General features: G+C 62.8%; 25 protein-coding genes and 1 tRNA gene. 13 read left to right on the top strand and 13 right to left on the bottom strand.

The genetic code is table 11. The features are described from left to right. The first annotated feature begins 93 nt into the window (after positions 1-93). Complete coding sequence (locus DNK49_RS10375) at positions 94-1,263, top strand: DesA family fatty acid desaturase (RefSeq protein ID WP_110524290.1); 1,170 nt, start codon at positions 94-96, stop codon at positions 1,261-1,263. Positions 1,264-1,303: 40 nt separating this feature from the next. Here the strand turns inward: DNK49_RS10375 and queD are convergent, their stop codons facing one another. Further along, positions 1,304-1,753 (bottom strand): 6-carboxytetrahydropterin synthase QueD, encoded by a 450-nt coding sequence (gene queD, locus DNK49_RS10370; RefSeq protein ID WP_110524289.1) that lies wholly within the window; start codon positions 1,751-1,753, stop codon positions 1,304-1,306. An 87-nt stretch (positions 1,754-1,840) separates the two neighbouring features. Between queD and DNK49_RS10365 the strand changes: the two genes are divergently transcribed. Continuing rightward, positions 1,841-2,692: a radical SAM protein gene (locus tag DNK49_RS10365; RefSeq protein WP_110524288.1), complete on the top strand. Its 852-nt coding sequence runs from the start codon at positions 1,841-1,843 to the stop codon at positions 2,690-2,692. Between the two features lie 33 nt (positions 2,693-2,725). Here the strand turns inward: DNK49_RS10365 and DNK49_RS10360 are convergent, their stop codons facing one another. Further along, entirely contained in the window at positions 2,726-3,019 is a 294-nt protein-coding gene (locus DNK49_RS10360; protein ID WP_110524287.1) for a helix-turn-helix domain-containing protein, read from the bottom strand. Between the two features lie 251 nt (positions 3,020-3,270). On the opposite strand from DNK49_RS10360, the gene DNK49_RS10355 reads away from it, so the two are divergent. The 4 genes from DNK49_RS10355 (at position 3,271) to DNK49_RS10340 (ending at position 6,380) form a co-directional block, all read left to right on the top strand. After that, complete coding sequence (locus DNK49_RS10355) at positions 3,271-4,497, top strand: aspartate kinase (RefSeq protein ID WP_110524286.1); 1,227 nt, start codon at positions 3,271-3,273, stop codon at positions 4,495-4,497. A 66-nt stretch (positions 4,498-4,563) separates the two neighbouring features. Beyond that, positions 4,564-4,656 (top strand) — tRNA-Ser (locus DNK49_RS10350). Positions 4,657-4,762: 106 nt separating this feature from the next. Then, positions 4,763-5,875 (top strand): tRNA (uridine(54)-C5)-methyltransferase TrmA, encoded by a 1,113-nt coding sequence (gene trmA / locus DNK49_RS10345; RefSeq protein ID WP_110524285.1) that lies wholly within the window; start codon positions 4,763-4,765, stop codon positions 5,873-5,875. A gap of 10 nt (positions 5,876-5,885) precedes the next feature. After that, positions 5,886-6,380, top strand: a complete 495-nt coding sequence (locus tag DNK49_RS10340; RefSeq protein WP_110524284.1) for a YkgJ family cysteine cluster protein — start codon at positions 5,886-5,888, stop codon at positions 6,378-6,380. A gap of 89 nt (positions 6,381-6,469) precedes the next feature. Here DNK49_RS10340 and DNK49_RS10335 read toward each other — a convergent pair whose 3' ends face one another. Together DNK49_RS10335 and DNK49_RS10330 are read right to left on the bottom strand one after the other, a co-directional pair. Continuing rightward, positions 6,470-7,312 (bottom strand): putative RNA methyltransferase, encoded by an 843-nt coding sequence (locus DNK49_RS10335; RefSeq protein ID WP_110524283.1) that lies wholly within the window; start codon positions 7,310-7,312, stop codon positions 6,470-6,472. Positions 7,313-7,324: 12 nt separating this feature from the next. Next, complete coding sequence (locus DNK49_RS10330) at positions 7,325-8,179, bottom strand: helix-turn-helix domain-containing protein (protein ID WP_110524282.1); 855 nt, start codon at positions 8,177-8,179, stop codon at positions 7,325-7,327. A 250-nt stretch (positions 8,180-8,429) separates the two neighbouring features. Between DNK49_RS10330 and DNK49_RS10325 the strand changes: the two genes are divergently transcribed. From DNK49_RS10325 to DNK49_RS10315, 3 genes are all read left to right on the top strand, one after another. Then, complete coding sequence (locus DNK49_RS10325) at positions 8,430-9,173, top strand: aspartate/glutamate racemase family protein (protein WP_110524281.1); 744 nt, start codon at positions 8,430-8,432, stop codon at positions 9,171-9,173. Continuing rightward, positions 9,170-10,189 carry an asparaginase gene (gene ansA / locus DNK49_RS10320; RefSeq protein ID WP_110524280.1) on the top strand — a complete coding sequence of 340 codons (1,020 nt, stop codon included), beginning with the start codon at positions 9,170-9,172 and terminating at the stop codon, positions 10,187-10,189. Before DNK49_RS10325 ends, ansA begins: the two co-directional genes overlap by 4 nt. A 179-nt stretch (positions 10,190-10,368) precedes the next feature. Next, the gene (locus DNK49_RS10315) at positions 10,369-11,784 is read left to right on the top strand and encodes an alanine/glycine:cation symporter family protein (protein ID WP_110524279.1); all 1,416 of its coding nucleotides are present in this window, start codon (positions 10,369-10,371) and stop codon (positions 11,782-11,784) included. 116 nt (positions 11,785-11,900) lie between these two features. Here the strand turns inward: DNK49_RS10315 and DNK49_RS10310 are convergent, their stop codons facing one another. Together DNK49_RS10310 and DNK49_RS10305 are read right to left on the bottom strand one after the other, a co-directional pair. After that, positions 11,901-12,575: a DUF1826 domain-containing protein gene (locus DNK49_RS10310; RefSeq protein WP_110524278.1), complete on the bottom strand. Its 675-nt coding sequence runs from the start codon at positions 12,573-12,575 to the stop codon at positions 11,901-11,903. Between the two features lie 147 nt (positions 12,576-12,722). Further along, a complete protein-coding gene (locus DNK49_RS10305; RefSeq protein ID WP_110524277.1) occupies positions 12,723-13,127 on the bottom strand; it encodes a winged helix-turn-helix transcriptional regulator in 405 nt (134 codons plus the stop codon). Between the two features lie 96 nt (positions 13,128-13,223). On the opposite strand from DNK49_RS10305, the gene DNK49_RS10300 reads away from it, so the two are divergent. Then, positions 13,224-14,075: an SDR family oxidoreductase gene (locus DNK49_RS10300; RefSeq protein ID WP_110524276.1), complete on the top strand. Its 852-nt coding sequence runs from the start codon at positions 13,224-13,226 to the stop codon at positions 14,073-14,075. A 110-nt stretch (positions 14,076-14,185) separates the two neighbouring features. Here the strand turns inward: DNK49_RS10300 and hflX are convergent, their stop codons facing one another. The 5 genes from hflX to DNK49_RS10275 all read right to left on the bottom strand — a co-directional run bounded on the left by hflX (position 14,186) and on the right by DNK49_RS10275 (position 18,826). Next, positions 14,186-15,553, bottom strand: a complete 1,368-nt coding sequence (hflX, locus tag DNK49_RS10295) for a GTPase HflX (RefSeq protein ID WP_110524275.1) — start codon at positions 15,551-15,553, stop codon at positions 14,186-14,188. 160 nt (positions 15,554-15,713) lie between these two features. Next, a complete protein-coding gene (locus DNK49_RS10290; RefSeq protein WP_110524274.1) occupies positions 15,714-16,028 on the bottom strand; it encodes a non-heme iron oxygenase ferredoxin subunit in 315 nt (104 codons plus the stop codon). 10 nt (positions 16,029-16,038) lie between these two features. Continuing rightward, positions 16,039-16,524 (bottom strand): aromatic-ring-hydroxylating dioxygenase subunit beta, encoded by a 486-nt coding sequence (locus DNK49_RS10285; RefSeq protein WP_110524273.1) that lies wholly within the window; start codon positions 16,522-16,524, stop codon positions 16,039-16,041. A gap of 2 nt (positions 16,525-16,526) precedes the next feature. Next, on the bottom strand, positions 16,527-17,789 hold the full coding sequence (locus tag DNK49_RS10280; RefSeq protein ID WP_110524272.1) for an aromatic ring-hydroxylating dioxygenase subunit alpha: 1,263 nt from the start codon (positions 17,787-17,789) through the stop codon (positions 16,527-16,529). Between the two features lie 50 nt (positions 17,790-17,839). Beyond that, entirely contained in the window at positions 17,840-18,826 is a 987-nt protein-coding gene (locus DNK49_RS10275; protein WP_110524271.1) for a 2Fe-2S iron-sulfur cluster-binding protein, read from the bottom strand. 118 nt (positions 18,827-18,944) lie between these two features. Here DNK49_RS10275 and DNK49_RS10270 point away from each other — a divergent pair, with 118 nt between their 5' ends. Beyond that, the gene (locus tag DNK49_RS10270) at positions 18,945-19,847 is read left to right on the top strand and encodes a LysR family transcriptional regulator (protein ID WP_110524270.1); all 903 of its coding nucleotides are present in this window, start codon (positions 18,945-18,947) and stop codon (positions 19,845-19,847) included. 27 nt (positions 19,848-19,874) lie between these two features. Here the strand turns inward: DNK49_RS10270 and DNK49_RS10265 are convergent, their stop codons facing one another. Beyond that, positions 19,875-22,277, bottom strand: coding sequence for a heavy metal translocating P-type ATPase (locus tag DNK49_RS10265; protein ID WP_110524269.1), 2,403 nt, complete (start codon positions 22,275-22,277; stop codon positions 19,875-19,877). A gap of 79 nt (positions 22,278-22,356) precedes the next feature. Between DNK49_RS10265 and cadR the strand changes: the two genes are divergently transcribed. After that, the gene (gene cadR / locus DNK49_RS10260) at positions 22,357-22,791 is read left to right on the top strand and encodes a Cd(II)/Pb(II)-responsive transcriptional regulator (RefSeq protein WP_438616909.1); all 435 of its coding nucleotides are present in this window, start codon (positions 22,357-22,359) and stop codon (positions 22,789-22,791) included. Between the two features lie 28 nt (positions 22,792-22,819). Here cadR and DNK49_RS10255 read toward each other — a convergent pair whose 3' ends face one another. Beyond that, a complete protein-coding gene (locus DNK49_RS10255) occupies positions 22,820-24,880 on the bottom strand; it encodes a TonB-dependent receptor domain-containing protein (RefSeq protein ID WP_110524267.1) in 2,061 nt (686 codons plus the stop codon). Between the two features lie 815 nt (positions 24,881-25,695). Here DNK49_RS10255 and DNK49_RS10250 point away from each other — a divergent pair. Further along, positions 25,696-26,583 carry a choice-of-anchor L family PEP-CTERM protein gene (locus DNK49_RS10250; RefSeq protein ID WP_110524266.1) on the top strand — a complete coding sequence of 296 codons (888 nt, stop codon included), beginning with the start codon at positions 25,696-25,698 and terminating at the stop codon, positions 26,581-26,583. Positions 26,584-26,788: the final 205 nt, after the last annotated feature.

Below are 26,788 nucleotides of genomic sequence, written 5' to 3'. Positions count from 1 at the left end.
CAATGTCTGAAGGCGGAAGCGTGCTTCTTGCGCAAGCGTGCCTAGCGTACAATCGTCACGTAGCAAGTCTCTCTTGTAGAAGGATTTTTTAGAATGTATTCCGGTTTGTTCGAGCTCCCTTGGTGGGGCTATGTTGTGGTCGCGCTGGTGCTGACGCATATCACCATCGCCTCGGTCACCATCTTCCTGCATCGTCATCAGGCGCACCGTGCGCTTGAGCTCCATGCGATTCCGAGCCATTTCTTCCGTTTCTGGTTGTGGCTGACCACCGGCATGGTCACCCGCGAATGGGCTGCCATTCATCGCAAGCATCACGCCAAGTGCGAGACCGAGGAGGATCCGCACAGCCCGCAGACGCGTGGCATCCGCAAGGTCTTGTTCGAGGGGGCGGAGCTCTACCGTGCCGAGGCGAACAACCCGGAAACCATCCAGCGCTACGGCCATGGCACGCCGGATGACTGGCTTGAGCGTCACGTGTATCGGCGTTCAGTGTGGGGTGTGTCCTTGATGCTGATCATCAACATCGTTGCGTTTGGGCCGATCGGGCTGACGATCTGGGCTGTTCAAATGATGTGGATTCCGATCTGGGCCGCCGGTGTTGTGAATGGCCTGGGACATTACGTCGGCTACCGGAACTTTGACTGCACCGATGCATCGACCAACCTGTTCCCCTGGGGGATCCTGATTGGCGGTGAGGAGTTGCACAATAACCATCACAGTTTTGCGACCTCGGCCAAACTGTCGGCCAAGTGGTACGAATTCGACATCGGCTGGATGTATATCCGCATGCTCGAGATCATGGGTCTGGCCAAGGCCAAGAAGGTGATTCCGATGCCGAAATTTGGCGAGGCCAAGCGCGAGGCGGATCTCGATACGTTGCAGGCTGTCATCACGCATCGCTATGATGTGATGACGCACTACATGCGCTCGCTCAAGCAGACCTGCAGCGAGGAGATCGAGCGCCTGCGTGCACAGCATTCGGCGCGTTTTGACAGCAGTGCCTTGCGACGTTGGGTGCTGTCGGGCGAGGAGCGCCATCTGTGTGCCGAGCAGAAACTGCAGCTTGAACAAATCGTCCGTGACAGCAAGGCGCTGGCAACCGTCATGGCGATGCGCGAAGAGTTGACCGCGCTCTGGGCGCGCTCCACGGCAAGCAAGGAACAACTGCTCAAGCAACTGCACGACTGGATCGAGCGTGCCGAGCAGAGCGGCATCCAGCAGTTGCAGGAGTTTTCGCTGCGCTTGCGCCGTTACGCCGTCTGAGTCGTGAATACCGGGCCGGTTCGATTAGCCGGCCCGGTATTCACGCGGTCGGGCGTTCGGCGTCAGCCCAGCAATTGGGGGTTTCGTACAGGCGGACCCGTTCCAGCCGAAGCTGGTTATGGTAGATGTCCTGGTAGGCTGCATCGAGGATCCGGAAGGCGGCTTCGGCGAGATTCTCTGCCGTGGGTACAACATCAATCACCACCGTCTTGTGGCCAGGTAGCGTAGCCAGGAAGTTCACGATGGCCGTATCACCGCGATACACCAGAAATGCGTGATCCCATGGGTCGACCACCTTCTCCTTGGCAATACGCTTGACGTCGGCAAAGTCCATCACCATACCATTGACCGCCTGACCGTCGGCCTTGATGATTTCTCCGGACAGGGTGACCTCCAGAACATAGCGATGGCCGTGCAGGTGTCTGCACTGGCTGGCATGATCGGGGATGCGGTGACCGGCATCGAATTCCAGGCGTCGCGTGATGCGCATGGCTAACCTCGGTTTCAGGGCGGCGGATTATAGCACTGGCGGCCGGGTTGAACGTGTAGCGCCCGCGTCCAAGCTACTGAGTGGACAATGATTTCGACAATTCCCTTGCTGACGATCAGCAATCACGATCGCGACCTTGCAGGCTTGACCTACGTCTATCCGGTACTGTCCAGACGGGCGGGCGGTGTATCGGTAGGTATCAACCTGAATCCAAACAATGCCTGCAACTGGCATTGTGCGTATTGCCAGGTGCCTGGGTTGGTACGTGGCAAGGCGCCAGTGATCGATCTCGCCGTGCTCGAGGCTGAGCTGAGCGGGTTTCTGTCGGCCCTGGTAAGGGGTGACTGGTTGGCGGTCAATGCGCCCGAAGGCATGCGTCAGATCCGTGACATCGCCTTCTCTGGCAATGGTGAGCCGACCAGTGCAGAGGCCTTCACTGCTGCCATTGACGTGGTGGTGCGCCTGCGTGCGGCTTTCGGACTCGACGATGTTCCTCTGCGCTTGATCACCAATGGCAGCCTGATGGCCCAGGCCCGAGTGCAGGCGGGGCTCGACCGCCTCGCGGCGGCAGGTGGCGAAGTGTGGTTCAAGGTTGATGCCGGTGAGGCAGCGGCGATCGAGCGGATCAATGGCGTCAGCCTCGATCCCCAGGCGTTGTCGCGGCATCTGTCGATATGTGCCGCACATTGTCCGACCTGGGTGCAGACCTGCATGTTCCGTTGGGATGGCGAGGTGCCAAGTGCCGCCTTTATTGACGCCTACCTCGAGGTGTTGCTCGGTGCAGGTCCTGAGAGGCTGCAGGGTGTGCTCCTGTATGGCATCGCGCGACCTTCGATGCAGGTCGGAGCCTCTCATCTCAGTCCCTTGTCTGCGGTGGAGCTTGAGCAGATTGCGGACCGCATCAAGCAAAAAGGGCTGACGGTTCGCGTCAGCCCTTGATCTCGAGTTGCGCCCGGCGCGCGGGCGCGAGACTCAGGCCCCTTTCTTCTTGGCCTTGGCTTCTTTCTTGAGCGTCTTGTACAGCTCAGGATTGGTGGACTTCAGGTATTCGGCCACATCCACGTCGTCCTTGCGCACCTTGTTGATGTCGATCTGTTCGACGTGAACCAGGCGGAGCAGGGCCTGCACCGGACGGGGGATGTTGCGACCGCTTTCGTAGCGGGAGCCGCCACTCTGGGTTACGCCGATCTTGGACCAGAACTGGGACTGGTTCATCCCCAGCTTGCGGCGGATCTCGCGTACATCGAGGCTATCGGAGTTCTTCATGATCGTGTCCTGTGTCGAGTTGTCAGACGATTATTGAGACTGACTTTAAGTGTAGTTGGTTCCTACAACTTAAGTTGTAGGGTGACTTAAGTATAGATCACTATTTAATGAATATACAACGGTGATAAATCACGAATCGGGGTTAACCACAACAACTAGGTCATCTTCACAACGAAATTGTTGTAGTCCTGCAATTTCTCCCCACTTTCTATAGAATCTCGCGCTTTATCCACAAGTACTTGGATACGACGATGGCACTGATAGTTCAGAAGTATGGCGGCACCTCGATGGGCAGCCCTGAGCGCATCAAGAATGTCGCCAGAAGGGTGGCGAGATTCCGGGCGGAGGGGCATCAGGTCGTGGTGGTGGTGTCGGCCATGAGCGGTGAGACCAACCGTCTCATCGCTCTGGCCAAGGAAGTGGCGTCCAGCCCCGATCCGCGGGAGCTCGATGTGGTCATTTCCACTGGCGAACAGGTGACGATCGGCCTGCTGTCGATGGCGCTGCAGGATGAGGGGCTGAAGGCTCGCTCCTACACGGGGGCGCAGGTGCGCATCCTGACTGATGATGCGCACACCAAGGCGCGCATCCTGAATATCGACGAAGCACCGATCCGCAAGGATCTGGACGAGGGAAAAGTCGTCGTTGTCGCCGGTTTCCAGGGCGTAGACGAGCACGGCAACATCACCACGCTGGGGCGTGGCGGTTCGGACACCACGGGCGTGGCGCTGGCCGCTGCCTTGAAGGCGGACGAGTGCCAGATCTACACCGATGTGGATGGCGTCTATACCACCGATCCGCGCATCGTCCCTGAGGCCCGCAAGCTGGACACCATCACCTTCGAGGAAATGCTCGAGATGGCCAGCCTCGGCTCCAAGGTGCTGCAGATTCGTTCGGTCGAGTTTGCCGGCAAGTACAAGGTCAAGCTGCGCGTCCTCTCGAGCTTCCAGGATGGAGGCGAGGGCACGCTCATCACCGTTGAGGAAGACAACAACATGGAACAACCCGTCATCTCCGGCATCGCCTTCAACCGCGACGAAGCCAAGCTCACCGTGCTCGGCGTGCCCGACAAGCCCGGTATCGCCTATCAGATCCTCGGTCCGGTTGCAGATGCCAACATCGACGTGGACATGATCATCCAGAATGTAGGTCACGACGGCACGACCGATTTTTCCTTCACGGTCAGCCGTGGCGACCTCGACAAGGCGACCAAGGTGCTCGAAGGCGTGCAGGCGCATATCGGGGCACGCTCCGTTGCAGCGGACAAGACCATGTGCAAGGTCTCGATCGTCGGTGTCGGCATGCGCTCGCATCCGGGGGTTGCATCCAAGATGTTCCGTACGCTGGCTGAAGAAGGCATCAACATTCAGATGATCTCCACCTCGGAGATCAAGATCTCGGTAGCAATCGACGAAAAGTACCTCGAACTCGCCGTGCGTGTGCTGCACAAGGCCTTTGGCCTGGAACAGGCGGCCTGAGCGATAAAATCGTTCGATTGAGTTTGACCACGGGGCGCGGAGTCGATATAGTGCCGCCTTCGTGACGGAGACGTGGCCGAGAGGTCGAAGGCACTCCCCTGCTAAGGGAGCAGACGGGCAAAACCTGTCTCAAGGGTTCGAATCCCTTCGTCTCCGCCAATAGCTTCAGCAAAAAGCGCCTCCAGGGGCGCTTTTTTGTTGCCCGTACTACTCAGGCATGCCGGTGAGTTGCTGACAGCCCCTGAATCAAGAGTCGAAATCTGCCATGCCGCTACCCAGCTACAACCCTGCAGACTACGAAGCCCAGCTTGAGGCCAAACTTTTGCGTTACCGCGACGATTTTGCCGGGTTTGGCCTGCCCGAGGTCGAGGTGTTCCGCTCCGAGCCCTTGCATTATCGTTTGCGTGCCGAGTTCCGGATGTGGCACGAGGGGACGCGGGTGGATTATGCGATGTTCGACTCGGACGACCCCAAGGTGCCGGTGATCATTGATGATTTTCCGCCCGCTGCCGATCCAATCCGCCTGCTGATGCCGCGCCTGCGCGAGGCCTTGATGGGCTGCGAGGTGCTCAAGCGCAAGATCTTCCAGGTTGAGTTTCTGGCCACGCTCAGTGGTGACTGTCTGGTGAGTCTGGTGTATCACCGGCCGCTCGATGCCGACTGGGAGGTGGCGGCGCGTGCGCTGGGGCAGGCGCTTCGGGTGAGGGTGATCGGACGCAGCCGCAAGCAGAAGATCGTGCTCGAGCGCGACTGGGTGCAGGAGTCATTCGAGCTGGATGGCCGTACCTTGCAGTACAAGCAGGTCGAGGGCAGCTTTACCCAGCCCAACGGCGGCGTCAATCGGCAGATGCTGGGGTGGGCGCGTGCGCGCGCTGCGGTGCTGGGTGGTGGGCGTCCGGCGGGGCAGCGTGGGGATCTGCTCGAACTGTACTGTGGCAATGGCAACTTTACCGTCGCGCTGGCACCTCAGTTCGACCGCGTGCTGGCCACCGAGATGAGCAAGACCTCGGTTTACGCCGCGCATGACAATCTGGCTGCCAATGGTATCGACAATGTCACCATGGTGCGGATGGCGAGTGAGGAGATCAGCGATGCCCTGGCCGGCGGACGTGAGTACCGGCGGATGAAGGGGGTGGAGTTGGCCAGCTACCGCTTTGGCACCTTGTTCGTCGACCCGCCGCGCAGCGGGTTGGACGACGCGACGCTGGCGCTGGCCAGGGGCTTCGACCATATCCTTTATATCTCCTGCAACCCGCAGACCCTGCGCGACAACGTGGCCGCCTTGTCCGCCACCCATGCCATTTCTGCAGCGGCGGCATTTGACCAGTTTCCCTACACCCATCATTTGGAGTGCGGGCTGGTGCTGACGCGGCGTTGAGAGGCCGGTGATGAGTGCGCTGGTCCAGTTGCATCGCGATATCGACGACCGTGTGGCCTCCATCCGCGATGGACATCCCGACTGGCCCTGTGCCAAGGGCTGTGCCAGCTGCTGCCATCAGCTGGCCAATGTGCCGCAACTGAGCGAGGCGGAGTGGGCTTTGCTGCGCGAAGGGTTGGCGGCGCTGCCGGCTGTTCAGTTGCAGCAGATCCGCGCCGGGGTGGCGGCGCTGGCCTTGCAGACGGAAAAGCCTTATCGCTGCCCGATGCTCGATGTGCCCAGCGGGGCATGCAGGGTGTATCTGCAACGGCCGGTGGCGTGCCGCAGCTATGGTTTTTATGTACAGCGCGCGCTGGGGCTGTATTGTGATGAAATCCGGCAGGGCGTCGACCAGGGCGGGCTGGATGATGTGGTCTGGGGCAACCATGACGCGGTCGATCAGCAAGTGCGCGCGCTGGGCGTATGCCGCCCGCTGACCGACTGGTTCGAGCGCTGGCCCGGGTAGGGGCTGATCAGGGTGAGGTGATTGGGCTGGCGCGGTTGTGCGTGCGTCGCCGTGCGTTTCCAGCCTTGCCAGGGGTTTGTGGTCCTTGCTCACACCCGCTCGAACTGCGTCAGCCGGACATCCACCGTGACGGTCAGTGCCGTCAGGGCTGCTGCCCGGGCGCGACCCTCGGCCGTGGCGCGGTGAAGGTGTGGCGTCATGGCCAGCAGGTCGGCGATCTGCTCGGTGCTGTGCAGCGCCAGTTCGAAACGGACCGTGTCCGTCGCGTGGTGTGCGAAGCCGTCGGGCAAGGCTGATTCCTTTGTGCGCTCGGGCTTCAGGCTGGGGTAGATCAGTGCGCGCAGTTCGCGCAGGTGGTCGGGGCCGGCATCCACCTGCAGCAGCCGGCCACCTCGCTTCAGCACACGTGCGAACTCGCTGTAGACGGGGAAGCCGAACAGACACAGAACCCGGTCCAGCGTTGCCGACACGACCGGAAGATTGGCATTGCTGCCGACCACCCAGCCGGGGCGGCGGTCCTGCCGGGCAGCGGCGATCACCGCCCATTTCGAGATGTCCAGGCCCAGGATCTCCAGGGTTTGTGTCGCGCCTGCGGCCTCGGCAAGCTGACGCAGGTAGTAGCCTTCTCCGCAGCCGGCATCCAGGCAACTCAGCACGCCATCGTCGGGCAGCCCCTTCAGGCTGGCATGCGCGAGCGCGGTGGCAATTGGCGCGTATGCGCCTCCGTTCAGGAAACGTCGCCGTGCGGCAACCATGTCCTTGCTGTCGCCGGGGTCGCGCGAGCGCTTTTGTTGAACGGGCAGCAGGTGGACATAACCCTGGCTGGCAAGATCGAAACTATGGCCGACCGGACAGCACAGGCTGCTGCCCTTGGGCTGGAGGCGGCCGCCGTCGAGCGGGCAGCGCAGGTGCTGGAAGGGGAGGATGGGCATCAGTCTATCCGCTTAGAACGGCAGGCCAAGGAAGTGATAGTCGCCGCCATGCTGGCGGTTGTCGATGCGGCGCAGGACGTCCGGGTCGATCGAGGTGTCTTCGGGTGACAGCAAGCCGCACTGGCGAAGTGCGCCGCGAACGTCGATGCTGTGCCCAAGGTACTGCATGACGACCCGCGCGCAGGCCGGTTCGCGTCGGTCGGAGGCCGATACGCCGATCTTGAGACCGGTCAGGTTGTTGACCCGGCTTTTGTAGGTCGGATACAGGATGGTCTGGGTGAGCTCATTGCCGGTCAGCGACTCGTAGTCGAGCAGGAAGATGCGTTCATTCAGGTGCAGCGCCATTCCCAGGTAGCGGCAGCGAAAGCCACTGGTGCGCTGCCCGAGATGCGACAGGCGCTCGATACGTCGGTAACGCACGCCGTCGTCCCGCTGCTGCAGATAGAACAGGCTGCGCAGCACGCTGCCGGGAAAGGCCATCGAGTAGTAGTACTCGAAGTAGAAGCCCAGGTATTTGTCCAGGCTGCTGCGCGTCTGCTGCTGCAGGCGTTCGAGGTGGGCGATGTAGCCTTTGCCGTCGGCGGCCGGTGCCGGTGCACGCGTAGCGGGGCGCACACTGAGGATCTGCGTGAAGCGGGTGTGCGGCAGCACGATTTCGTGCGGCTCGACGCCGAAGAAGTCGCAGATGCGCTGCAGGGTATGGGCCGACGGGCGGGTGGCGCCACTGAGATACTTGTTGAACTGCGGACGGTTGATGCCCAGCTTGCGGCAGACCTGCGCAATCGAGGGGTGATAACTGCACGCCAGGCGCAGGTTGCGGCACAGATCGTCCAGCCTCGTGTCGTCTCCGTCGAAGGCTGATTCCATGGTCTGTGGTCCTGGGTGTCCCAGCTGTGCCGGGGTTGCAAGAATGAGAAGTGGCGCAGGGCGTGATGCATGAAGATGGCGCTTGATGGCGCAAGTGTAGCATCAGTATGCGCCACTCTGGTTCTGCCTGCGTAATTGCTCGATTCCGGTTTGGCGTCTTTAATATTTACAAGACATGACAAACCCGGGAGCGGCGGCAGGCGGCTCCCCTGCGGCCAGCTGTCGGCCGCCGACAACATAGGGACAGACTATGCGCGTTCGCCCGCACTACGCCTCTCGCAGCCGTATCGGCATCATCACCGGATCCGGACCCGAGGCCGGCGTCGATCTGTGGAGCAAGATACTGCGGGCCAACCGCCAGTGGTTTGGTGAAGACTACCGGGGCGATCTCGATGCGCCCGAGGTGGTGATTTTTTCGGTGCCCGAACTCGGCTTGTCGATGGAGCTGGCAGCCAACGATGCCCAGGTATGGCAAGCCATGCAGCGCACCGCGACGGCGCTCGCCGAACAGGTGGATTACTACGGCATTGCCTGCAACACGCTCAATCATTACGCCGACCGGCTCGCCGCGCTGGGGCTGCCGGCGCAACTGGTGTCGGTGGCCGACGTCGTGCGCGATTTTCTGGCCGATCAGGGGATTGCACGGGTGGCCCTGCTGGGCGCCCGCCCGGTGATGGACATGGGGCCGTGGTCGGCCTACCGCAGTCTGCCCCAGTATGCGGATATCGAGTTACCGGCAGATCTCGATGCCCTGCATCAGGTGATTTATGACGTGAAGCAACGCGGTGGCGATGCGCCCGACGTTGTCGCCCGTTTCGATGCGGTGTTGGGTAGCCTGCGTGCCGATGTGGCGCTGCTGGCCTGTACCGAGTTGCCCTTGATCCCCTGTCGCCGCGACATCCCGCGTGCGATCGACGTCACTGATCTGCTGGCCTCGGCGCTGGCTCGGCTGTCGCTGACGCCGCGGCCGTCCCGTGCAGGAGCGGGCGCATGACGCCGCGCATCTGCATCCTGTACACCGGCGGCACTTTTGGCATGAAGCCGTCGGCTGCAGGCTATGCGCCGGACGGCGGGCTGGAAGCGGCCCTGGCCACGACCTTGCCGGCGGCTGGCAAGGACGGCATGCCGGCCTGGGATCTGGTGGAGTATGACCGTCTGATCGACAGTGCTGAGGCCCAGCCCGCTGATTGGCACACGATTGCGGCGGATATTGCCGCACGTTATGCCGACTACGATGGGTTTGTCGTCATCCACGGTACCGACACCATGGCTTACACCGCGTCGGCGCTGTCGTTTGCATTGCAGGGACTGCGCAAGCCGGTGATCGTCACCGGTTCGCAGATCCCCTTGTGCGAGCCGCGTAACGATGCGCGCAACAACCTGACCAGCGCCTTATTGATCGCTGCGCGTTACCCGGTGCCCGAGGTCGGCTTGTTCTTCCACGACCGCTTGCTGCGCGGCAACCGCGCGACCAAGGTCGCCAGCGCCGATTTCGCAGCCTTTGATTCGCCCAACCATGCTGCGCTGGCCCGCGTCGGCATCAATATCGATATCAACGCTGCGGCCGTGCTGCCAATGCCTCGCGCAGAGCATTTCCAGGTGGTCGAGCCGGGCATGCAGGAGGTTGCGGTGCTGCGTCTCTACCCCGGGCTGTCGTCCGCGCGTCTGCAACACCTGTTGGCGCCACCGTTGGCAGGGCTGGTGCTGCAAACCTATGGCGCAGGTAACGGGCCGGTGGCCATGCCGGGTTTTCTGGATGCGCTTGCCGCGGCCAGTGCGCGCGGCACCGTCATCGTCAACCTGACCCAATGTCAGCGCGGTGGTGTGGATCAGGCCAAGTACGCGACCGGGTCGGCGCTGGCCGGCGCCGGGGTTGTGGGTGGTGGCGATCTGACCGTGGAAGCCGCAGTGACCAAGCTGCATCACCTGATTTCCTGTGGGCTGGAGCCGGATGCGGTGCGCCGCCAGATGCCCCTGCCCCTGTGTGGAGAGTGCTCGGAGCCTGCCTGAGCCCGCTGCCGCAGCCCAGCGTTGCGGCAGTGGCCCGTCAAGGGTGCAGGTTGTTCAACCCCGGTGGCGGGGCTGGCTTGATGCCGGTGCTGCCGTGACAGACCCTCATCGCATGAACAGCCTGGACACAAGGGTTGGCGGCGGTGCAGGACAGACAAAACAGCAAAATGGAGTGGCAGATGGAGTACATCACCAAGTTCTTTACCGTGCTCGAAGACCTGACCTGGGGGTGGTCATTGATCCCCATCCTGGTCATCTTCGGGGTGTTCATGACCATCGTTACCGGCTTTGTCCAGTTCCAGTTCTTTGGCCGCATGTTCCGCGTGCTGTTGCCCAAGTACCAGCATGCCGACCCCAACCAGATCAGCGCGCGTCAGGCCCTGCTGATCTCGGTTGGCGGGCGTGTTGGCGGTGGCAATATTGCCGGTGTGGCCGTAGCGATCACGCTGGGCGGGCCAGGGGCGGTGTTCTGGATGTGGGCGATTGCGCTGGTCGGCATGGCAACCAGTCTGGTGGAGTGTACGCTGGCCCAGGTGTACAAACGCAGGGCGGCGGACGGCACCTTCCGCGGCGGGCCGGCAAGTTATATCCGCCATGGCCTGGGTGATCAGTACCGCTGGCTGGGGGTGGTCTACGCGGTGTGCCTCATTGGTTCCTTTGCCTTTGGCTTCAATGCCTTCCAGGGCAACACCATTGCCGGGGCGGTCAATGACAGCCTGGGGGTCGATCGCCTGATTACCGGTGTCCTGCTGGCAGTCATCACGGGTTTCATCATCTACGGAGGGATCAAGCGCATCGCCAAGGCGGCCGATGTGGTGGTTCCGGTGATGGCGCTGACCTACATCGGCATTGCCCTGCTGATCATCGTCATGAACATCGGCGAGTTGCCGCGCGTGCTGGGTTCGATCTTTGCCAATGCCTTCGGGCTGGAAGAGGCGGTCGGTGGCGGCATGGGTGCGGCGCTGGCGCAAGGACTGCGACGCGGACTGTTCTCGAACGAGGCTGGCCTGGGGTCGGCACCGAACGTTGCAGCGACGGCCGACGTGCATCACCCGGTCAGCCAGGGTATCACGCAGGCTTTGTCCGTGTTCATCGACACCATGCTGGTATGTTCGGCAACCGCCTTCGTGATCCTGCTCGGCGGGGTGTATGTGCCGGGTGCCGAAGGGGTCAGTGGCGTGGTGCTGACCCAGCAGTCCCTGGTCTATCACCTTGGTAGCTGGACGCAGTACTACCTGACCTTTGCCGTGTTCCTGTTCGCGTTCAGCTCGATCATGTACAACTACTACCTGGGTGAGACTGCACTGGTCGAACTGGTGGAGAGCCCTGCCGCGGTGCACATCCTGCGTTGGTTGGTGATTGGCGTGGTGCTGTTGGGGGCGAGTGCGCCGGGCGCAACTTCGGTGTTCTTCTTCTCCGATCCGTTGATGGGCTTGTTGGCCCTGGTCAACCTGCTGGCCATCCTGATGTTGTTTCCGGTGGCGATGCGGGTGCTGAACGACTATCGCAGCCAGTTGAAGGCGGGCAATGAGCGGCCGGAGTTCGAGGCCTCGCGGTTTGCCGATCTGGATCTGGATCGCAAGGCCTGGAAGTGAACTGCTGAAATCCGCAGCTGACTGAGGTCAATACGCGATAACAGGGCCTGTCGTCGGGTGTTGAGCTGACGACAGGCCCGATTTTTTATATCGGGCGCTTCCGGACCAGGCGGGGCTCACCATATGGGATCGATGGCGACCAGTACGCGGGGCAGGCTGCCCGCCTCGGGCAAGGGCGAACGGTGGATGACGCCCCTCCCGGCATTACCTTGCCAGGCGCTGCCCTTGAGCAGGGCGACATCGAACGGCGCAACGCGTTCGACCGTGGTCGAAGCGCCATACAAACCGGAAATCGCATCGGGTAGCCCGTTGGCGCCCGGACCGAGTTTGCTGCGGTCCACCTTATCGTCGTCGATCCATTCCGTTCCCGGACCGCGGTAGGTACAGAGCAGGCGGATACCAACGCGGTCGACATGCAGGCGGGGGCACATGGCGCCGCGGATGACCTCCAGTCGAACGCCAAGTTGATCGCAGCCGAGCAGGTCCCCCAGCAACTCGCTCAGTATGCCAATGTCGGCAGCCAGGGCTTCCCGTCCGGCACCGGCGGGAAGGGAAGACAGATCGAGATGCTCACCTGGCGTACAGCTCCGGCGCAAGCCGCTACCCAGATTGTCGTGCTCGGCGTCAAGGTATTGTTCGATGGCGGGGTTGCCGGGGCGGTGCCATAACGCGAGCTGGACCGATGGGTCGAAGATGCGAAGCAAGGTCGCTACCTGGTCACTGCGGTGGGTGTGGGCTCCGCTCTGTGTGAGGGCGATCGGGCGGTATCGTGTTGTTGAATCAAGGGGCATCAGATCTTCCTCCGGCGCGGGGAAACCGACATGAGGGAAACGGTCGGGTCATGGGAGGTAGATTTTATTTGCAGTTCTGTTGCAATAGCAATGATGTTGCGAAATGATGTTGTCGGAGGCTCGGCCTGTTTTTGCGATGGCGTCCTTTCATTTCATGGCCGACTGCGCCTGCAGTATCTGCGCCAGGTTCAACTCGATCCAGTCGGCGAGTCCGATCACACGTTGGGCCACTTCCTGTCCCATCGGGGTCAGCGAATACTCGACATGGGGCGGTACCACCGGGTAGGACACCCGCAGCACGAAGCCGTCTCCCTCCAGCCACTGCAGCGTCTGCGCAAGCATCTTTTCGCTGACGCCGCCGATCTTGCGTCGCAGATCGCTGAAGCGCTGAGTCCCGTCCCGCAGCGCCAGCAGCACCAGCACGCCCCAGCGGCTGGTGACGTGCTTCAGGACTTCGCGTGAGGGGCAGCGCTCGGCGAACAGGTCACCGCGGCCGGTCTGTGCCATCACCTGAGTGAGCGTGGTGGCGGAGCGAGTGAAATAGGGGGACATAAGCTAACCTTTTGGTGCGTACTTACAAAAAGTTAGTATAGGCGATAGGCTGTGATCTCTCCATCGCAACCTTCCAACTTAAAGGGAGTTCACATCATGATCGTCGTTACCGGCGCTTCCGGCCAGCTTGGCCGCCTTGTCATCCAGTCCTTGTTGAGCCGGATGCCTGCCACACAGATCGTCGCTGCTGTGCGTCGACCCGAGAGCGTGGCCGATCTGGCTGCGTTGGGGGTCGTCGTCCGTCAGGCCGACTACACCCAACCGGCTTCGCTCGATGCCGCTTTCAAGGGCGCGGAGAAAATCCTGCTGGTGTCTTCCAGCGAAGTCGGTCAGCGCTCGGTTCAGCACCGCAATGTCATTGATGCGGCCCGACGCGCGGGGGTTGCGCTGCTGGCCTACACCAGCCTGCTGCATGCCGACACCTCGCCCTTGGCCTTGCGTGAGGAACACCTTGAGACCGAAGCCTGGTTGCAGTCGTCCGGTGTGCCCGCCGTCGTGCTGCGCAACGGCTGGTATACCGAAAACTACCTGGCCAGTGTGCCGCCAGCGCTGGCTCACGGTGCATTCATTGGTTGTGCCGGGGACGGGCGAATTGCGTCTGCCGCGCGTGCCGACTATGCCGAAGCTGCCGCAGTGGTACTGACTACGCCGGGGCAGGCCGGCAAGGTGTATGAACTGGCGGGCGATGAGGCCTATACGTTGAGCGAGTTTGCCGCCGAGTTGAGTCGGCAGTCGGGCAAGGCGATTCCCTACGTGGATCTGGACGAGGCCGGGTTCAAGGCGGCATTGCTGGATGCAGGCCTGCCGGCGCCGCTGGCCGAATTGCTGGCCAACTCGGACCGTGGTGCATCGCAGGGCGGCTTGTTTGATGATCAGTGTCAGCTGAGCCAGTTGATCGGTCGTCCGACGACCGGCCTGGCGGCACTGATGGCCGCTGCGCTGGAGTAGTACGGTAGTGACTCCACCCGGCCTGCCAGATTGAAGATGACCCTTGTCAGGGCGTGATGGTGATTGCCGGGCCGGTCAGGCCAGGGGGCCGGGTTGCAGCAGGCCAGGGCTCAGGCCTCGTCGGGGCTGTCCAGCATGGCGAACTGCGCCCGCAGGTCGTCCACCACAGCGGGCTCGCCCCGTAGTTTGAAGTAGGCGCCGGCTTCGTCGGCGCGCTCGTCGATGACCTCGCAACTGGCGTAGATGTCCTTGCGCCGTTGCTGGGCCGACCACGGCAGGAACAGCTCGGCTTCGATCAGATCGCGCTGGAAGAAAGTGACGATGGTCTGGCGCAGACGGGCGACTTCGTCCGGGCGGCGGGCGCTCATGACGACACAGTCGGGGTATTGCGCCTTCAGCATGGCTTCGCACTCGGCCTGGGCGGCTTCGTCCCCGACATGGTCGATCTTGTTGAATACGCGGATGCGCGGGATGTCGTCGGCGCCGATCTCGGCCAGCACCTCGTCGGTGACCTTGAGCTGACGCTCGAAACCAGGGTCGCTGGCATCGATGACATGCAGCAGCAGGGCGGCGTCCAGGGCTTCGTCCAGGGTGGATTTGAACGAGGCGACCAGGCCGTGGGGCAGGTTCTTGATGAAGCCCACCGTGTCGCTGACCAGTACGCGCGGCACGCTTTCCGGATACAGGGTGCGTACCGTGGTGTCCAGGGTGGCGAACAACTTGTTGGCCACCAGGACCTCGCTACCGGTCAGCGCGCGCATCAGTGTGGATTTGCCGGCATTGGTGTAGCCGACCAGGGCCACACTGGCCTGACTCTGACGCGACTGGCGGCGTGCACGCTGGGTCTTGCGCTCGGCTTCCATGGCAAGGATTTCCAGCTGCAGTTCGGCGATGCGGTCGCGGATCTTGCGGCGGTCGAGTTCGGTGTGTGATTCACCTGAACCGCGTCCGCCCACGCCACTGCGCTGCCGTCCCTGTGGGCCAGCCAGCTTGGCCGCTTCGCGCAGGCGTGGCGCCATGTAGCCAAGGCGGGCGATCTCGACCTGGGCCTTGGCCGCGCGCGAGCGCGCGTTGCGGTGGAAGATCTCGAGGATGACCATGGTGCGGTCCATGACCTCGCAGCCGGTTTCCTTCTCCAGATTGCGCGCCTGGGATGGCGAGATCTCGTGATCGACGAGAAGGAAGTCGATCGGTCCGGGCAGATGCGACACCCTGCGGGCAGCAGGGTCCTCGCCGTCAAAAGCGGTTTCGTGATCGACGAAAAGACGGATCTCCTCGCGCTTGCCCACACCCAGATAGGCGGTGGTGTCGAAACCGCTGCGCTTCTGCACGAAGGTGTGTACCACGGTGATGCCCAGGGTCTTGGCCAGCTCGCGCAGTTCGGTCAGTGAGGCGTCGAACTCAAGGTCGCTGACATTGGGCAGTTGAACTGCCGCGACTACGGCGTACTGGGGTTTTTCCTGCAGATATCTGGGCATGCGTGGGTGTGCTGTGTGGGGCGAAGCCCGCGAGTGTACCTGTCCGCGCGAATGTTGCAGCAGTATTTGTCACCGCACCCGCTCCTTGTCCGGAGCGAAGCATCCGGCGTGGGGTCAGCATGTGCCTTGCACGGAAAAAGTGCGGTGACGATGACGGTGCTCAGCCCAGTTGCAACCACACCCGGCCGTCGTCGATGCGGACCGGATAGCGGCGGATGTCCTCGGTCAGCGGGGCGCACAGGGCCTTGCCGGTGCACACGTCGAACTTGCCCTGGTGCAGCGGGCATTCGATCTCGCGGCCGTCGAGAAAGCCGTCGCTCATCCGTGCCTTGCCGTGGGTACAGAGGTTGTCGGTGGCAAAGATGTCGCCCTCCACCTCATAGAGTGCAATGTCGCGGCCCGCCACCACCAGGCCGATCACATCACCCTCAGGCACTTCGCTGCGGTCGATCACCGCAATCCACGATTCGGTCATGTCATGTTCCTCAGATCGGGTAAATGATGGAGTTGGCGATCATCTCGGTGTCGTAGACGCACAGCCGCGAGCGCAGCTTGAGACCCTCGGGCGTGCGCACGATCTCGTCATGGTAGTAGCCGGCGTTGTACACCGTTGATTCGCCATCGAGCTTGGTGCGGATGACCACATAGTTGGCCTCGGAGACGATGCGCTCGCCGTAGAGGTCGCGCGCGACCGAGATCACCCGCGGGGTTCCCACCACATGGCGCTGGTAGTAGGGGTCGTGATACATGGTTTCCTTCACCCCATAGACGCGGTCGCGGATCATGGCCTTGCTTTCCAGCGCGAGCAGGCACAGTGGCAGGCCGCTGTCGTGGTTCTCGCGCGGCTGCAGGCGGTAACAGCCGTCTTCGATGAAAAACTCGGGCCATTTTTCCCATTCTGCCGAGTCGCACACCATGGCGTAGTCGCTGTACAGGTTCAGCAGCTCGAAATAGGTCTTGAAGTCGATCATGTTCATTCCCCCATCACTTTGCGCCAATAGGCATACATGCCGCGGATCAGCGTTTCGGTCACCATGTGGTCGGTGTCGCCGATGTCGTGTCCGCCCATCTCGATCACCGAACGGTGGGCGGGCTTCTGTTCGAAGCCTTCCTGCGACCATTCGATGACTTCGCCATCGTCGGCGGACACGAAGCCTGCCGGACCGAACAGATTGGCCTGGATCAGGCGGCGCTGCTCCATCTCGGGACTGTCGTCCTCGAAACCAAAATGGGTCCACACAAAGTCGAAGGAGCCATGGCCATTGGGCTGGATGTGCCGGGTCGACACGCTGTTGACCTGCTGCTGGATGATCACGCTGGGAAAGATCGTCGTCATGACCGCAGTGGGCCCCCCCCACCAGGGTTCGGGCACGATGTCGAGCAGGCGCGGGTCATTGACCTGCATGGCCTCCTTGAAACTATCGACGCCGCCGACAACGTCCTCGTTCTTGCCGCCCTGGCCGCGGGTGGAGATCATCGCTGCGTGGCGGAAATGCGCATCCATCTTCAGTTCTGACTTGTTGTCCGCCCGCCATAGGCCGAAGGTGGAGAACCAGGTGTGAAGCAGGCCAGGGTGGTAGGGATCCTTGATGTTCTCCTGCATCAGCTTCCAGTTTCCCGGAATGCGCTGGCGCCGATAGCCCAGCACCTTGAGCTTGCGACCGTTGAACACGCGGTCGAAATAGAACAGGATGGTCGGGCCGAGAAAGTCCTCCAGCGACTCGACCTCATGATCGAAGGACGCGAATACCACACCCCCGCGGGTGGCGACCTTGAGCCGGGTCAGGCCGTGATCCTCAAGTTTGAAATCCTTGGGCATGCCGCCGTTGTCCTTGCCGTCCTGCTTGACCCCGCGGCGGAAGGGCACCCCTTGCAGATCGCCCTTCAGGCTGTAGTTCCACTGATGGTAGGGGCAGAAGAAATCCTTGCGCTTGCCGTGGCGTTCACGGCAGAAGCGCAGGCCGCGATGCGCACAGAGGTTCTCCACCACATTGATGCTGCCATCGGTGTCGCGCACCATGATGACCGAGCGCTCGCCGATCACGGTGCGACGGAAATCGCCTGGCTGCGGAATCTCCGCCTCAAGACCGACGTAGCACCAGTGGCCGTTGTAGAACAGCCGGTCCAGCTCCTTGCGGTGCAGATCATCACGGGTGTAGGCCCAGAAGGGGATGCGGCTATTGCCTTCCGCGGGCCACTCGGGGGGCTGCGGAAACACGGTGTGGGTGGTGTTCATGGGCGGGTCTCCTCGTTATGGGGTGCGGCTGGGTCGTGCAGGCAGGCTGTTCAGTTGGCACTTGGGTAAAAGGCGTCGGCGTGGATGTGGCTGGAGTCGATGCCGAGGCGGGCCACCAGCAGGTTCAGGGCTTCCACCATGACCGGTGCGCCGCACAGGTAGGCTCGCCAGCCCGCCAAGCCGCGGATGTCGTGTTCGATCGCGTCGGTCACCAGGCCGCGGCGCAGGCCGGGCGCGACCTCGCCGTTGGCAACCACGATGTGGACGTGCAGGTTGGCATGCGCGTCCGCCAGCGCACGGAGGCGGTCGGTGTCGTACAGATCGGCCATGCTGCGCACGCCGAAGTACAGTTCGATGGGGTTGCGCATGCCGGCCTCAAGCGCGCCGCGAACAATGGAGAGCACTGGCGCGATGCCCGTGCCACCGCCCACGCAGAGTATCGACCCCGCGTGTTTCTGGCGCAGATAGGCGGTGCCGAGCGGACCGCTGATGCGCAGACTGGCGCCAGGCTGCAGGTCGCGGAATACATGTCCGCTGACCCGGCCACCGGCAACCAGGCGGATCTGGAACTCCATCTCTTCGTCCTGCGGCAGTCCGGCCATTGAGTATGGGCGGACAAGGTCCGGCGCGAACTGCACCATCGCGTACTGCCCGGGCGAAAAGGCCAGTGGCTTGGCCAACTGAACCCGCAAGCGGCGGATGTCGTGGGTGGGCGATTCGATCGCGGTGACCGTGCCTTTGATGATGCGCGCCGGATGCACCACGATTTCATCCGCTTCCGGAATCTCGATCGTGCAGCTGTCATCGAGCACCGCCTGACAGGCGAGCACGTAGCGCTCACCGTGGTTCAGCGGCCGGCCGGATTCCGGTCCGTGATCAATCACGCTGCCGGCAATCACCCGGCAGCGGCAGGTGCCGCAGCGTCCGGACAGGCAGCTGTAGGACACCGGTACGGCGTGCTCGCGCAGGATGTCGAGCAGGTTCTGTCCGCTCTGAAAGGGCAGGCGAAGCTTGTTGGGGTGTACGACCAGTTCCATGATGATCCCGTGCTGCGGTGCTTATCGAACAGGGGCAAATCATGGGCAAGAAACTTTTATCAATCCATAAAGCAAATCTAATCAGTAAAATCATGGCTGTGAATATCAGGAGTGCCCGATGGACTTGCGACAGATCGATCTCAACCTGCTGGTGATCTTCAATCAGTTGCTGATCGATCACCGGGTCTCCGCCGTCGCCGAGCACCTGAACCTGACCCAGCCGGCAGTCAGCAATGCGCTCAAGCGTTTGCGCGTGGTGCTTGACGACGAGTTGTTCCTGCGCACTGCGCGTGGCATGGAGCCCACCCCCTACGCACAGCAACTGGCCGAACCGGTGGCCTACGCGCTGAGCACGCTGCACAGCGCCTTGAATCAGCGCGTCACATTCGATCCGTCGACCAGCCAGCGCACTTTCAGCATCGCGATGACCGACATCGGTGAAATCTACTTCATGCCGACGCTGATGGATGCGTTGGTCGAGCGCGCGCCCGGGGTCAAGATCAGCACCGTCCGCAATACCGCAGGCAGCCTGCGTGAGGACATGGAGTCGGGGGGCGTCGATCTGGCGATCGGGCTGTTGCCGAACCTGCAGGCGGGCTTCTTCCAGCGCCGCCTGTTCGAGCAGCGCTACGTCTGCCTTTACCGCAAGGGGCACCCCCGCGCGGGCAGTCCGGTCAGCCTGGAAACCTTCTGCGCGCTGGAACACCTGGTGGTAGTGGCGACCCACACCGGCCACGGCGAGGTCGATGCCATCCTCGAGCGTGCCGGCATCGTGCGTAACGTCCGCCTCAAGGTGCCGCATTTCACCGCGGTTGGCCACATCCTCGCCAATACCGACCTGATCGCCACTGTGCCCGAGCGCCTCGCTCGTCGTTGTGTCGCCCCCTTCGGGCTGGAGATCTCGCCTCACCCCGCAACATTGCCATCCATCGCCATTCACCTGTTCTGGCACGGCAAGGCCCACCGCGATCCGGCCAATCGCTGGCTGCGTCAGCAGGTGGTCGAGCTGTTTGCCGAGTAGCCGTGGCGAGCGGTGCGTCCGTGTGGGTCATGCGGTATGGCGCGGAGAATGGTCGGACGGTGCCTCCCGCAGCAAACGCAGACCGTTCGCGACCACGATCAGGCTGGCGCCGACGTCGGCGAACACGGCCATCCACATGGTGCCGAGGCCAGCCAGTGTCAGTGCGAGGAAGATGGCCTTGATGCCGAGCGCGAGGGCGATGTTCTGCACCAGCAACTGGTGGGTGCGGCGCGACAGACGGACGAACTGCGGCAGCTTGCGCAGGTCGTCGTCCATCAGCGCAACGTCGGCGGTCTCGATTGCGGTGCCGGTGCCGGCTGCGCCCATGGCAAAACCGATGTCGGCGCGGGCGAGCGCGGGGGCGTCGTTGATGCCGTCGCCAACCATGCCGACCACTGCGCCACTGGCGTTGAGGGCGTCCACCCGGGCCAGCTTGTGTTCCGGCAACAGGTCGCCATGGGCTTCGTCCATGCCGACTTCGGAGGCGATTGCGCGGACGGTCTGGGGGTTGTCGCCGGACAGCATCACGGTACGGATACCGAGGGCGTGCAGTTCGGCGATGGCAGCCCGGCTGCTGTCCTTCAAGGTGTCGGCAACCGCAAATACCGCGTGTGCGCCGTCTTCACCGGCCAGCACCACCACGGTCTTGCCCTGCGTCTCGAGCGCGGCCAGACGGGCTTCCAGGGTGTCGCTGCACAAACCGCGCTCATGAATGAGGCGATGGTTGCCAAGCAGCCAGCTTGCTCCGTCGATCACGCCGCTTACCCCGCGCCCAGGCAGGGCTTCGAATTGGCTGGCGGGCAAGGGGGCCAGGCCGTCGGTGTTTGCGGCCGAGGCGATGGCACGCGACACCGGGTGGTCCGAGTGGCTGGCCAGCGTGGCGGCCAGGCTGCGGGCGCGGGTATCGTCGAGCCCGGACAGCATGATGAAGTCCGTCTGCACCGGTTGGCCCCGGGTCAGCGTGCCGGTCTTGTCCAGTGCGATCCAGTTCAGTTCGCGGCCACGCTCGAGGTGGATGCCGCCCTTTACCAGAATGCCACGGCGGGCAGCAGCGGCCAGGCCGCTGACGATGGTGACCGGGGTCGAGATGACCAGCGCACAGGGGCAGGCAATCACCAGCAAGACCAGGGCCTTGTAGATCCACGCCAGCCATTCACCGCCCAGCGTCAATGGAGGCAGTACCGCGACCGCGAGCGCGATGGCCAGCACCACCGGGGTATAAATGCGGGCGAAGGCATCGACAAAACGCTGGGTGGGCGCGCGCGCGCCCTGGGCCGCCTCGATGGCGTGGATGATGCGGGCCAGCGTACTGTGATCGGCACGGGCGGTCACCAGGTACTCGAACGCGCCGGTTTCGTTGATGGTGCCGGCAAACACCGGATCGCCTGGCACCTTGTCCACCGGTAGGCTCTCACCGGTGATGGGGGCCTGGTTGAGGGTCGAACGTCCGCTCACTATCTCGCCATCGAGTGCGATGCGTTCGCCCGGACGGACCCGTACGCGCGCGCCGATATCAATCTCGCGGGCCGCCAACACCTGCCAACGGCCATCCGGCATCCGCACCGTTGCCTGTTCCGGCGCAAGTTGCATCAGCCCGCTGATCGCCTTGCGTGCGCGATCCAGCGAGCGTGCCTCGATCCGCTCGGCGAGGGTGAACAGCACCATCACCATGGCCGCTTCCGGCCATTGGCCAATGAACAGGGCGCCGGTCACCGCGATGCTCATCAGGGCGTTGATGTTGAAGTTGCGATGGCGTATCGCGATCCAGCCCTTGCGGAAGGTCGATGTGCCGCAGATCAGTATCGCCAGCAGGGCGAGTGCTGCTGCCAGCCAGGCTGGCGCGGCCAGCCAGTGTGCCGCCTCGGACGCGAGTGCGGCGACGCCGGCGAGTGCCAGCGGCCACCACGACTGGGACTGTGTTGCGACAGGGGCTCCGGTGGTGTCGGCGCCGATGGGTTCTGCGCTCAGGTCGAGTCCGCGAATGGCGTCGAGTATTGCGGCCAGGCGAGCGGGCTGATGATTGACGATGAGGATGCGTTGCATCAGGTTGAAGTCCAGATGGCCGACGCCGTCCATCCCGGTCAGCCGGCTGCGCAACAGGTTCTCCTCGGTCGGGCAGTCCATCTGCAGGATGCGGATGTGGCTTTGCACTTCGCCGTTGGCTGGCGGAACGGTGGCCTCGCGTCCTGGCGTGGTGGTCTCTGCGGGTCCGCAACACGTGTTGCCGCCGCAGCAGGAGGCTGGTTCGGGTCCGCTCATGGGCACGGGTGGAAGGTGTCTGGTGGTGCGGGCTTGTGCGGTGCCGTCAGGGCCGCCATGGTCATGTGCGGCGTGTTCGTGTTCGGTCTGTCCGCAGCAGGCGGACGCGTGGTGATGGCCTTGCACTGGGCGATAGTGAGGCGATGCAGGGGGCGGGCTGGCGGCGCGCATGACAGGCTCCTGTAGTTCCTGTGGCTATTCGACGCCCTGTAGCTACTATAGAGTCAACCCCCTTGATGGAAGGAGCGTGATGATGAAGATCGGTGATCTGGCACGTGCTGCGCGATGCACGGTGGAGACCGTGCGCTACTACGAACGTGAGGGCCTGCTGGCCGCGCCGATGCGTACATCGGGCAACTTCCGCGACTACGGAGAGGCGCACCTCGAGCGCCTGCGCCTGATCCGTAACTGCCGAGCGCTTGACATGAGCCACGACGAGATTCGCAGCCTGCTGGCCCTGGCCGATCAGCCCGCGGCGGGGTGTGGTGCGGTCAATGCGGTGTTCGATGCGCACATTGCCCATGTCGATGAGCGTATCCGTGAGCTTGAGCAACTTCGCGCCACACTGACGGGTTTGCGCGAGCGTTGCCAGCGCGAGCAGGCGGTGGGCGACTGCGGCATCCTGCAGGGCATTGCTGAAATGGAGAATCTGCCGCGGGCGGAGCGGCACACCCACCTGGGGTGAGCGCGCCGCACGCGGTGTCACGTCGTGATCAGAACGTCACCTTGATCCCCGCAGTCAGGTTGCGTCCCGCCAGTGGGGCGGCATGCTTGATGAACGAGGTGTGGGCGTAGGCAAGCTCGTCACCCAGGTTGGTTGCCTTCACGTAGAACTGCCAGGGCAGGCCGCCAAGGCGGGTGTCGTAGACCGCGCTGAGGTTTACCATGTTGTAGCCCGGGGTGCTGGTTTCGAACTCGGCGACCTGATCCTGCCGGCCAACGCGATACCACTCCAGCTCGCCACGCCAGCCCTGCCACTTGGCGTCCACCCGCAGGCCGAAGCGATGTGCCGGAATACGGGGCAGGTCGCGGTCGCCGTCACCGTTGCGCAGACGTGCCTGCACGTAGTCACCGAACAGCGTCAGGCCGAAGATCGGGCTGAGCTGTTGGCGGATCTGCCCTTCGATGCCGGTGAAGCGTGCGTCGCGCTGGGCGTATTCGATGAGCTGGAAATCGTCCACCGCGTCCAGGGTGTGGGCGTAGATGTAGTCCGATACCTGGTTGTGGAACACGCCGACACTGAAGGTGGTGGCGCCGCGAAGCTTCTTGAGGCTGACATCGATGTTGTGCGAGGTTTCGGGATCGAGTGCGGCATTGCCACGTTCGATGGTACGAGTGGCCGCATGCAGGCCGTCGGCGTAGAGCTCTTCGGCGGTGGGCAGGCGTTGGGCGCGTGACAGGGACAGTCCCAGTGCGTAGTCGGGGGCAAAGTTCCACACTGCCCCAGCAGACACCGAGTTGCCGCGATGGCTGCGGTCGGGCAGGTCGGCAGCATCGACCGAGATCCGTTGCCATTCGTGACGCAGGCCGGCTTCGAAACGCCAGTCGCCATGCCGGTACTCCTCGATCAGGAATACCGCATGCTTGCGGGTGAGGGTGGGTTGGACATAGGCCTCTTCACCGAGGGCGCTGAAGTCGCGTCGGTTGGTCTGCAGTCCCACCACACCGCGCCAGCCGGCCAGTGGGTGGTGCTCGGCCTCGATCCGGGCGTCGTGAGCCTTGTTGCGGAAGCGGGTGGCAACCTCGCCGCCCTCGATTTCGTCGTGCTTGTAGTCGGTATGGCTGGCACGCAGGCGCAGGCTGGCGATGCCGGCTACCGGCTCGAACAATTCGCCGCGCAGGTCCCAGCGTTCGCTATCCATCTTCACATAAGGTACGGACGCCTCCTCGTGATCATGATCATGGTCGTCATCGTCGCCATGCGTGCCGCAGTGGATGTGATCGCCATGGGTATGGCATTCGCCCAGCTCATGGCTGTGTCCGGGCAAGCCATATTCGTTTTGCTGGCGGGTGTAGGCGAGACCAAGGTAGCCACGCTCGCCCACCCAGGACACGCCCAGGCTGCCGGTTTCGGTTTCGTTGTAGCTGCCGTCCACCCGGCGCCCATCGTCCCAGCCGCGACCGACACGGTAGTCGCGCGCATCGCGCTTCAGCCCTTCGGCATGCAAGGCAAAGTTGCCTGCGCCTGCGGTCAGCTCGAAGGCTGCAGCCCCTTCCTTTGCCGCGGTATTGCCGCGCAACTCGATGCTGCCTTCGACGCCGCGGCTGGGCACGGCGGTGGGAATCTTGCGGTCGAGCAGATTGACCACGCCACCGATGGAACCACCGCCATAGGCCAGCGCGGAGGGGCCGCGCAATACCTCGATCTGGGTGGCCAGCATCGGCTCGATCGCCACTGCATGGTCAGGGCTGAGGGTGGAGGCGTCCGAGATCTCCGACCCATCGCTCAGCAGCTTGACCCGAGGGCCATCCATGCCGCGGATGATCGGTCGGCTGGCGCCGGCACCAAAGTGAGAGGTGCTGATGCCCGGCTCGCGGGCGAGGGTTTCGCCTAGCGTCGCATCGCGCTGCAGCAGCAGGGTGTCGCCGGTCAGCACGCTGGCGGGCGTACTCATGGCACTACCGCTCAGGGACAAGGCGCTGGCGGAAACGGTAACGGCGCCAAGCTCGGCTTCGGAAGCCTGGCTGGCAGGCGCATCGGCGGCCATTAGCGGCGCGCTGCTGCCGAAGGCGAGGAGAAGGTAGAGCGAGACGGGCGTAAGTCGATGAAGCATGTCGAATCCAGAAAACAGGTAAGGCCGGAATGCACCGGGACGTCGTGCCCTGAACGTTTCGGGCACGAAAGACTTGCCATCAGCCGTGCTGCGGAGGGCACGGTCTGTAGCAACGCAGAAACAGCAGGAGGTGCGTTGTCAGGCGACGGGCGGCGCGCGGCAGCGCGGGCGGGCGCAGTGGTGGGCAAGTGAGGCCGTCGCAGTGGCGTACGGTGCCGCGATGCGGGATGCTGGCTGCGTAGGGGTCGGTGATTGAAGCCAGAGGGAAACGTCAACCAGTTGCAGGGCCAGGCAGTGCAGGCAAGGGGCGTGGTGGTCGTCAGTCGGAACCTTGTCAGGGTGAGTGGATCCGGATGGCAGGTGAGGATGTGCGGAAGGGAGATGGGAGAGCGGATGCAGTGTGCTTGTGAGTTGGGCACAGAGCGCCGCGACAATGATCAGCACCATCCGTATGGTGGATAGTGCGTGATGCCTGCGGGGTGTTGCGAGCGGCGAACTGATGCCCGCGGCTTGCCGCGTGCTGGAAGGCGCTCTCGAGTTGGAATGAATGCTGATCACAGCGCCATTCTAGAGTGATGGCGGATCTATTGCAATAAAGTTGCGTTAAATGATGAAAATTATCCCCAAAAGCAGGAAAACCCGCGTCGTTCTGGCGTACTGCAACGATGTCGGAATAATTTACATTCTTGGGTTAATTGATAGTCATTAATATATTGCATTGTATTGAATAGTAAAGCTTAAATGAATATGGCAAGGTAATTGCTATATGCTTGCTCACATGGATACAAACATGTGTTTTCAATGTGGAGAGCAATATGACTGTGGTAACAAAAGGCGTGAAGGCCCTGGTGTGTGCAGGATTGGTGTGCGCGATGTCAAGCCCGTTGATGGCGTCTGCAGCATTGGTGGTTACGACCACCAATGATGTAAGTCAGCTGTCGGGTGCGCTGTTTGCTGCAAATTCGGGCGTCAACCTGATCTCCTCGCAGCTGACCTTGGGTGCGCCCAATCAGCAGGGCACCTATTCCGGCTTCAGCCTTGCGCCCAGCTCCGGCTCTACGCCGACTTTGCAGTTGCAGGACGGCGTGGTGCTGACGACGGGGGGGAACGCGGCGGTTCCCCTGACCAACACCACCAACAGCTATTCGACGACGGTGAACGGTGCCGGCTTTGCGCCGCTGTCGACGCTGTCGGGCCAGAATACCAATGACGCAAACGTGCTGAGCTTCACCTTCACGCTGGAGGCCGGACTCAATGCGGTGTCCATGCAGTTCGTTTTTGCGACCGATGAGTTTCCGACCCAAACGGTGACCGACATCTTCGGTTTCTTCGTTGATGGTGTGAACTACGCCCAGTTTCCCAGCGGCGAACTGATCAGCAACACCCCGGGCAATCCGACCAACTTCATCCCGAACCCGGTCGGCGAGGGACTTTACGACATCGAGTGGAACGGCTTGACCCAGGTGTTCACCGTTACCGGCCTGGTGGATCCCTCACGCTCTGAACATACCTTGCAGATCGCGATTGCCGACACCTCCGATCGCATCTACGACAGTGCGGTGTATATCGCCGGCCTCAAGGGTGTGGCCTCCACGGGTGGTGGTATTGGCGACCCGATCGACGTCCCCGAGCCGGGTTCCATGGCACTGCTCGGGCTTGGCCTGCTCGGTCTGATGGCAAGTCGCTATCGCCGCGCAGCATAATTGCTGCTGTACGCCGTCAGCCCCGCGCGCTTCTCACTCGTGTGGGGAGGTTGCGCAGGCGCTGACGGTGTGGTGAAGGTCTGATCGGTGCCCTTCCTGATCCTCCTGCAGGCGCAGGTATCTGGGGTGTTCGCCGAGATTGCGGCTGACGGGGATTGACAAGCTGGCGGCGGGTCACGACGATAGTCGCACTCCGACTTCGCGC

This window comes from Parazoarcus communis SWub3 = DSM 12120 (assembly GCF_003226565.1).
GTDB classification, from domain to species: Bacteria; Pseudomonadota; Gammaproteobacteria; order Burkholderiales; family Rhodocyclaceae; genus Parazoarcus; species Parazoarcus communis.
Note: the sequence above shows the minus strand (reverse complement) of the source record. Positions and strands in the feature narration are given on the sequence as shown.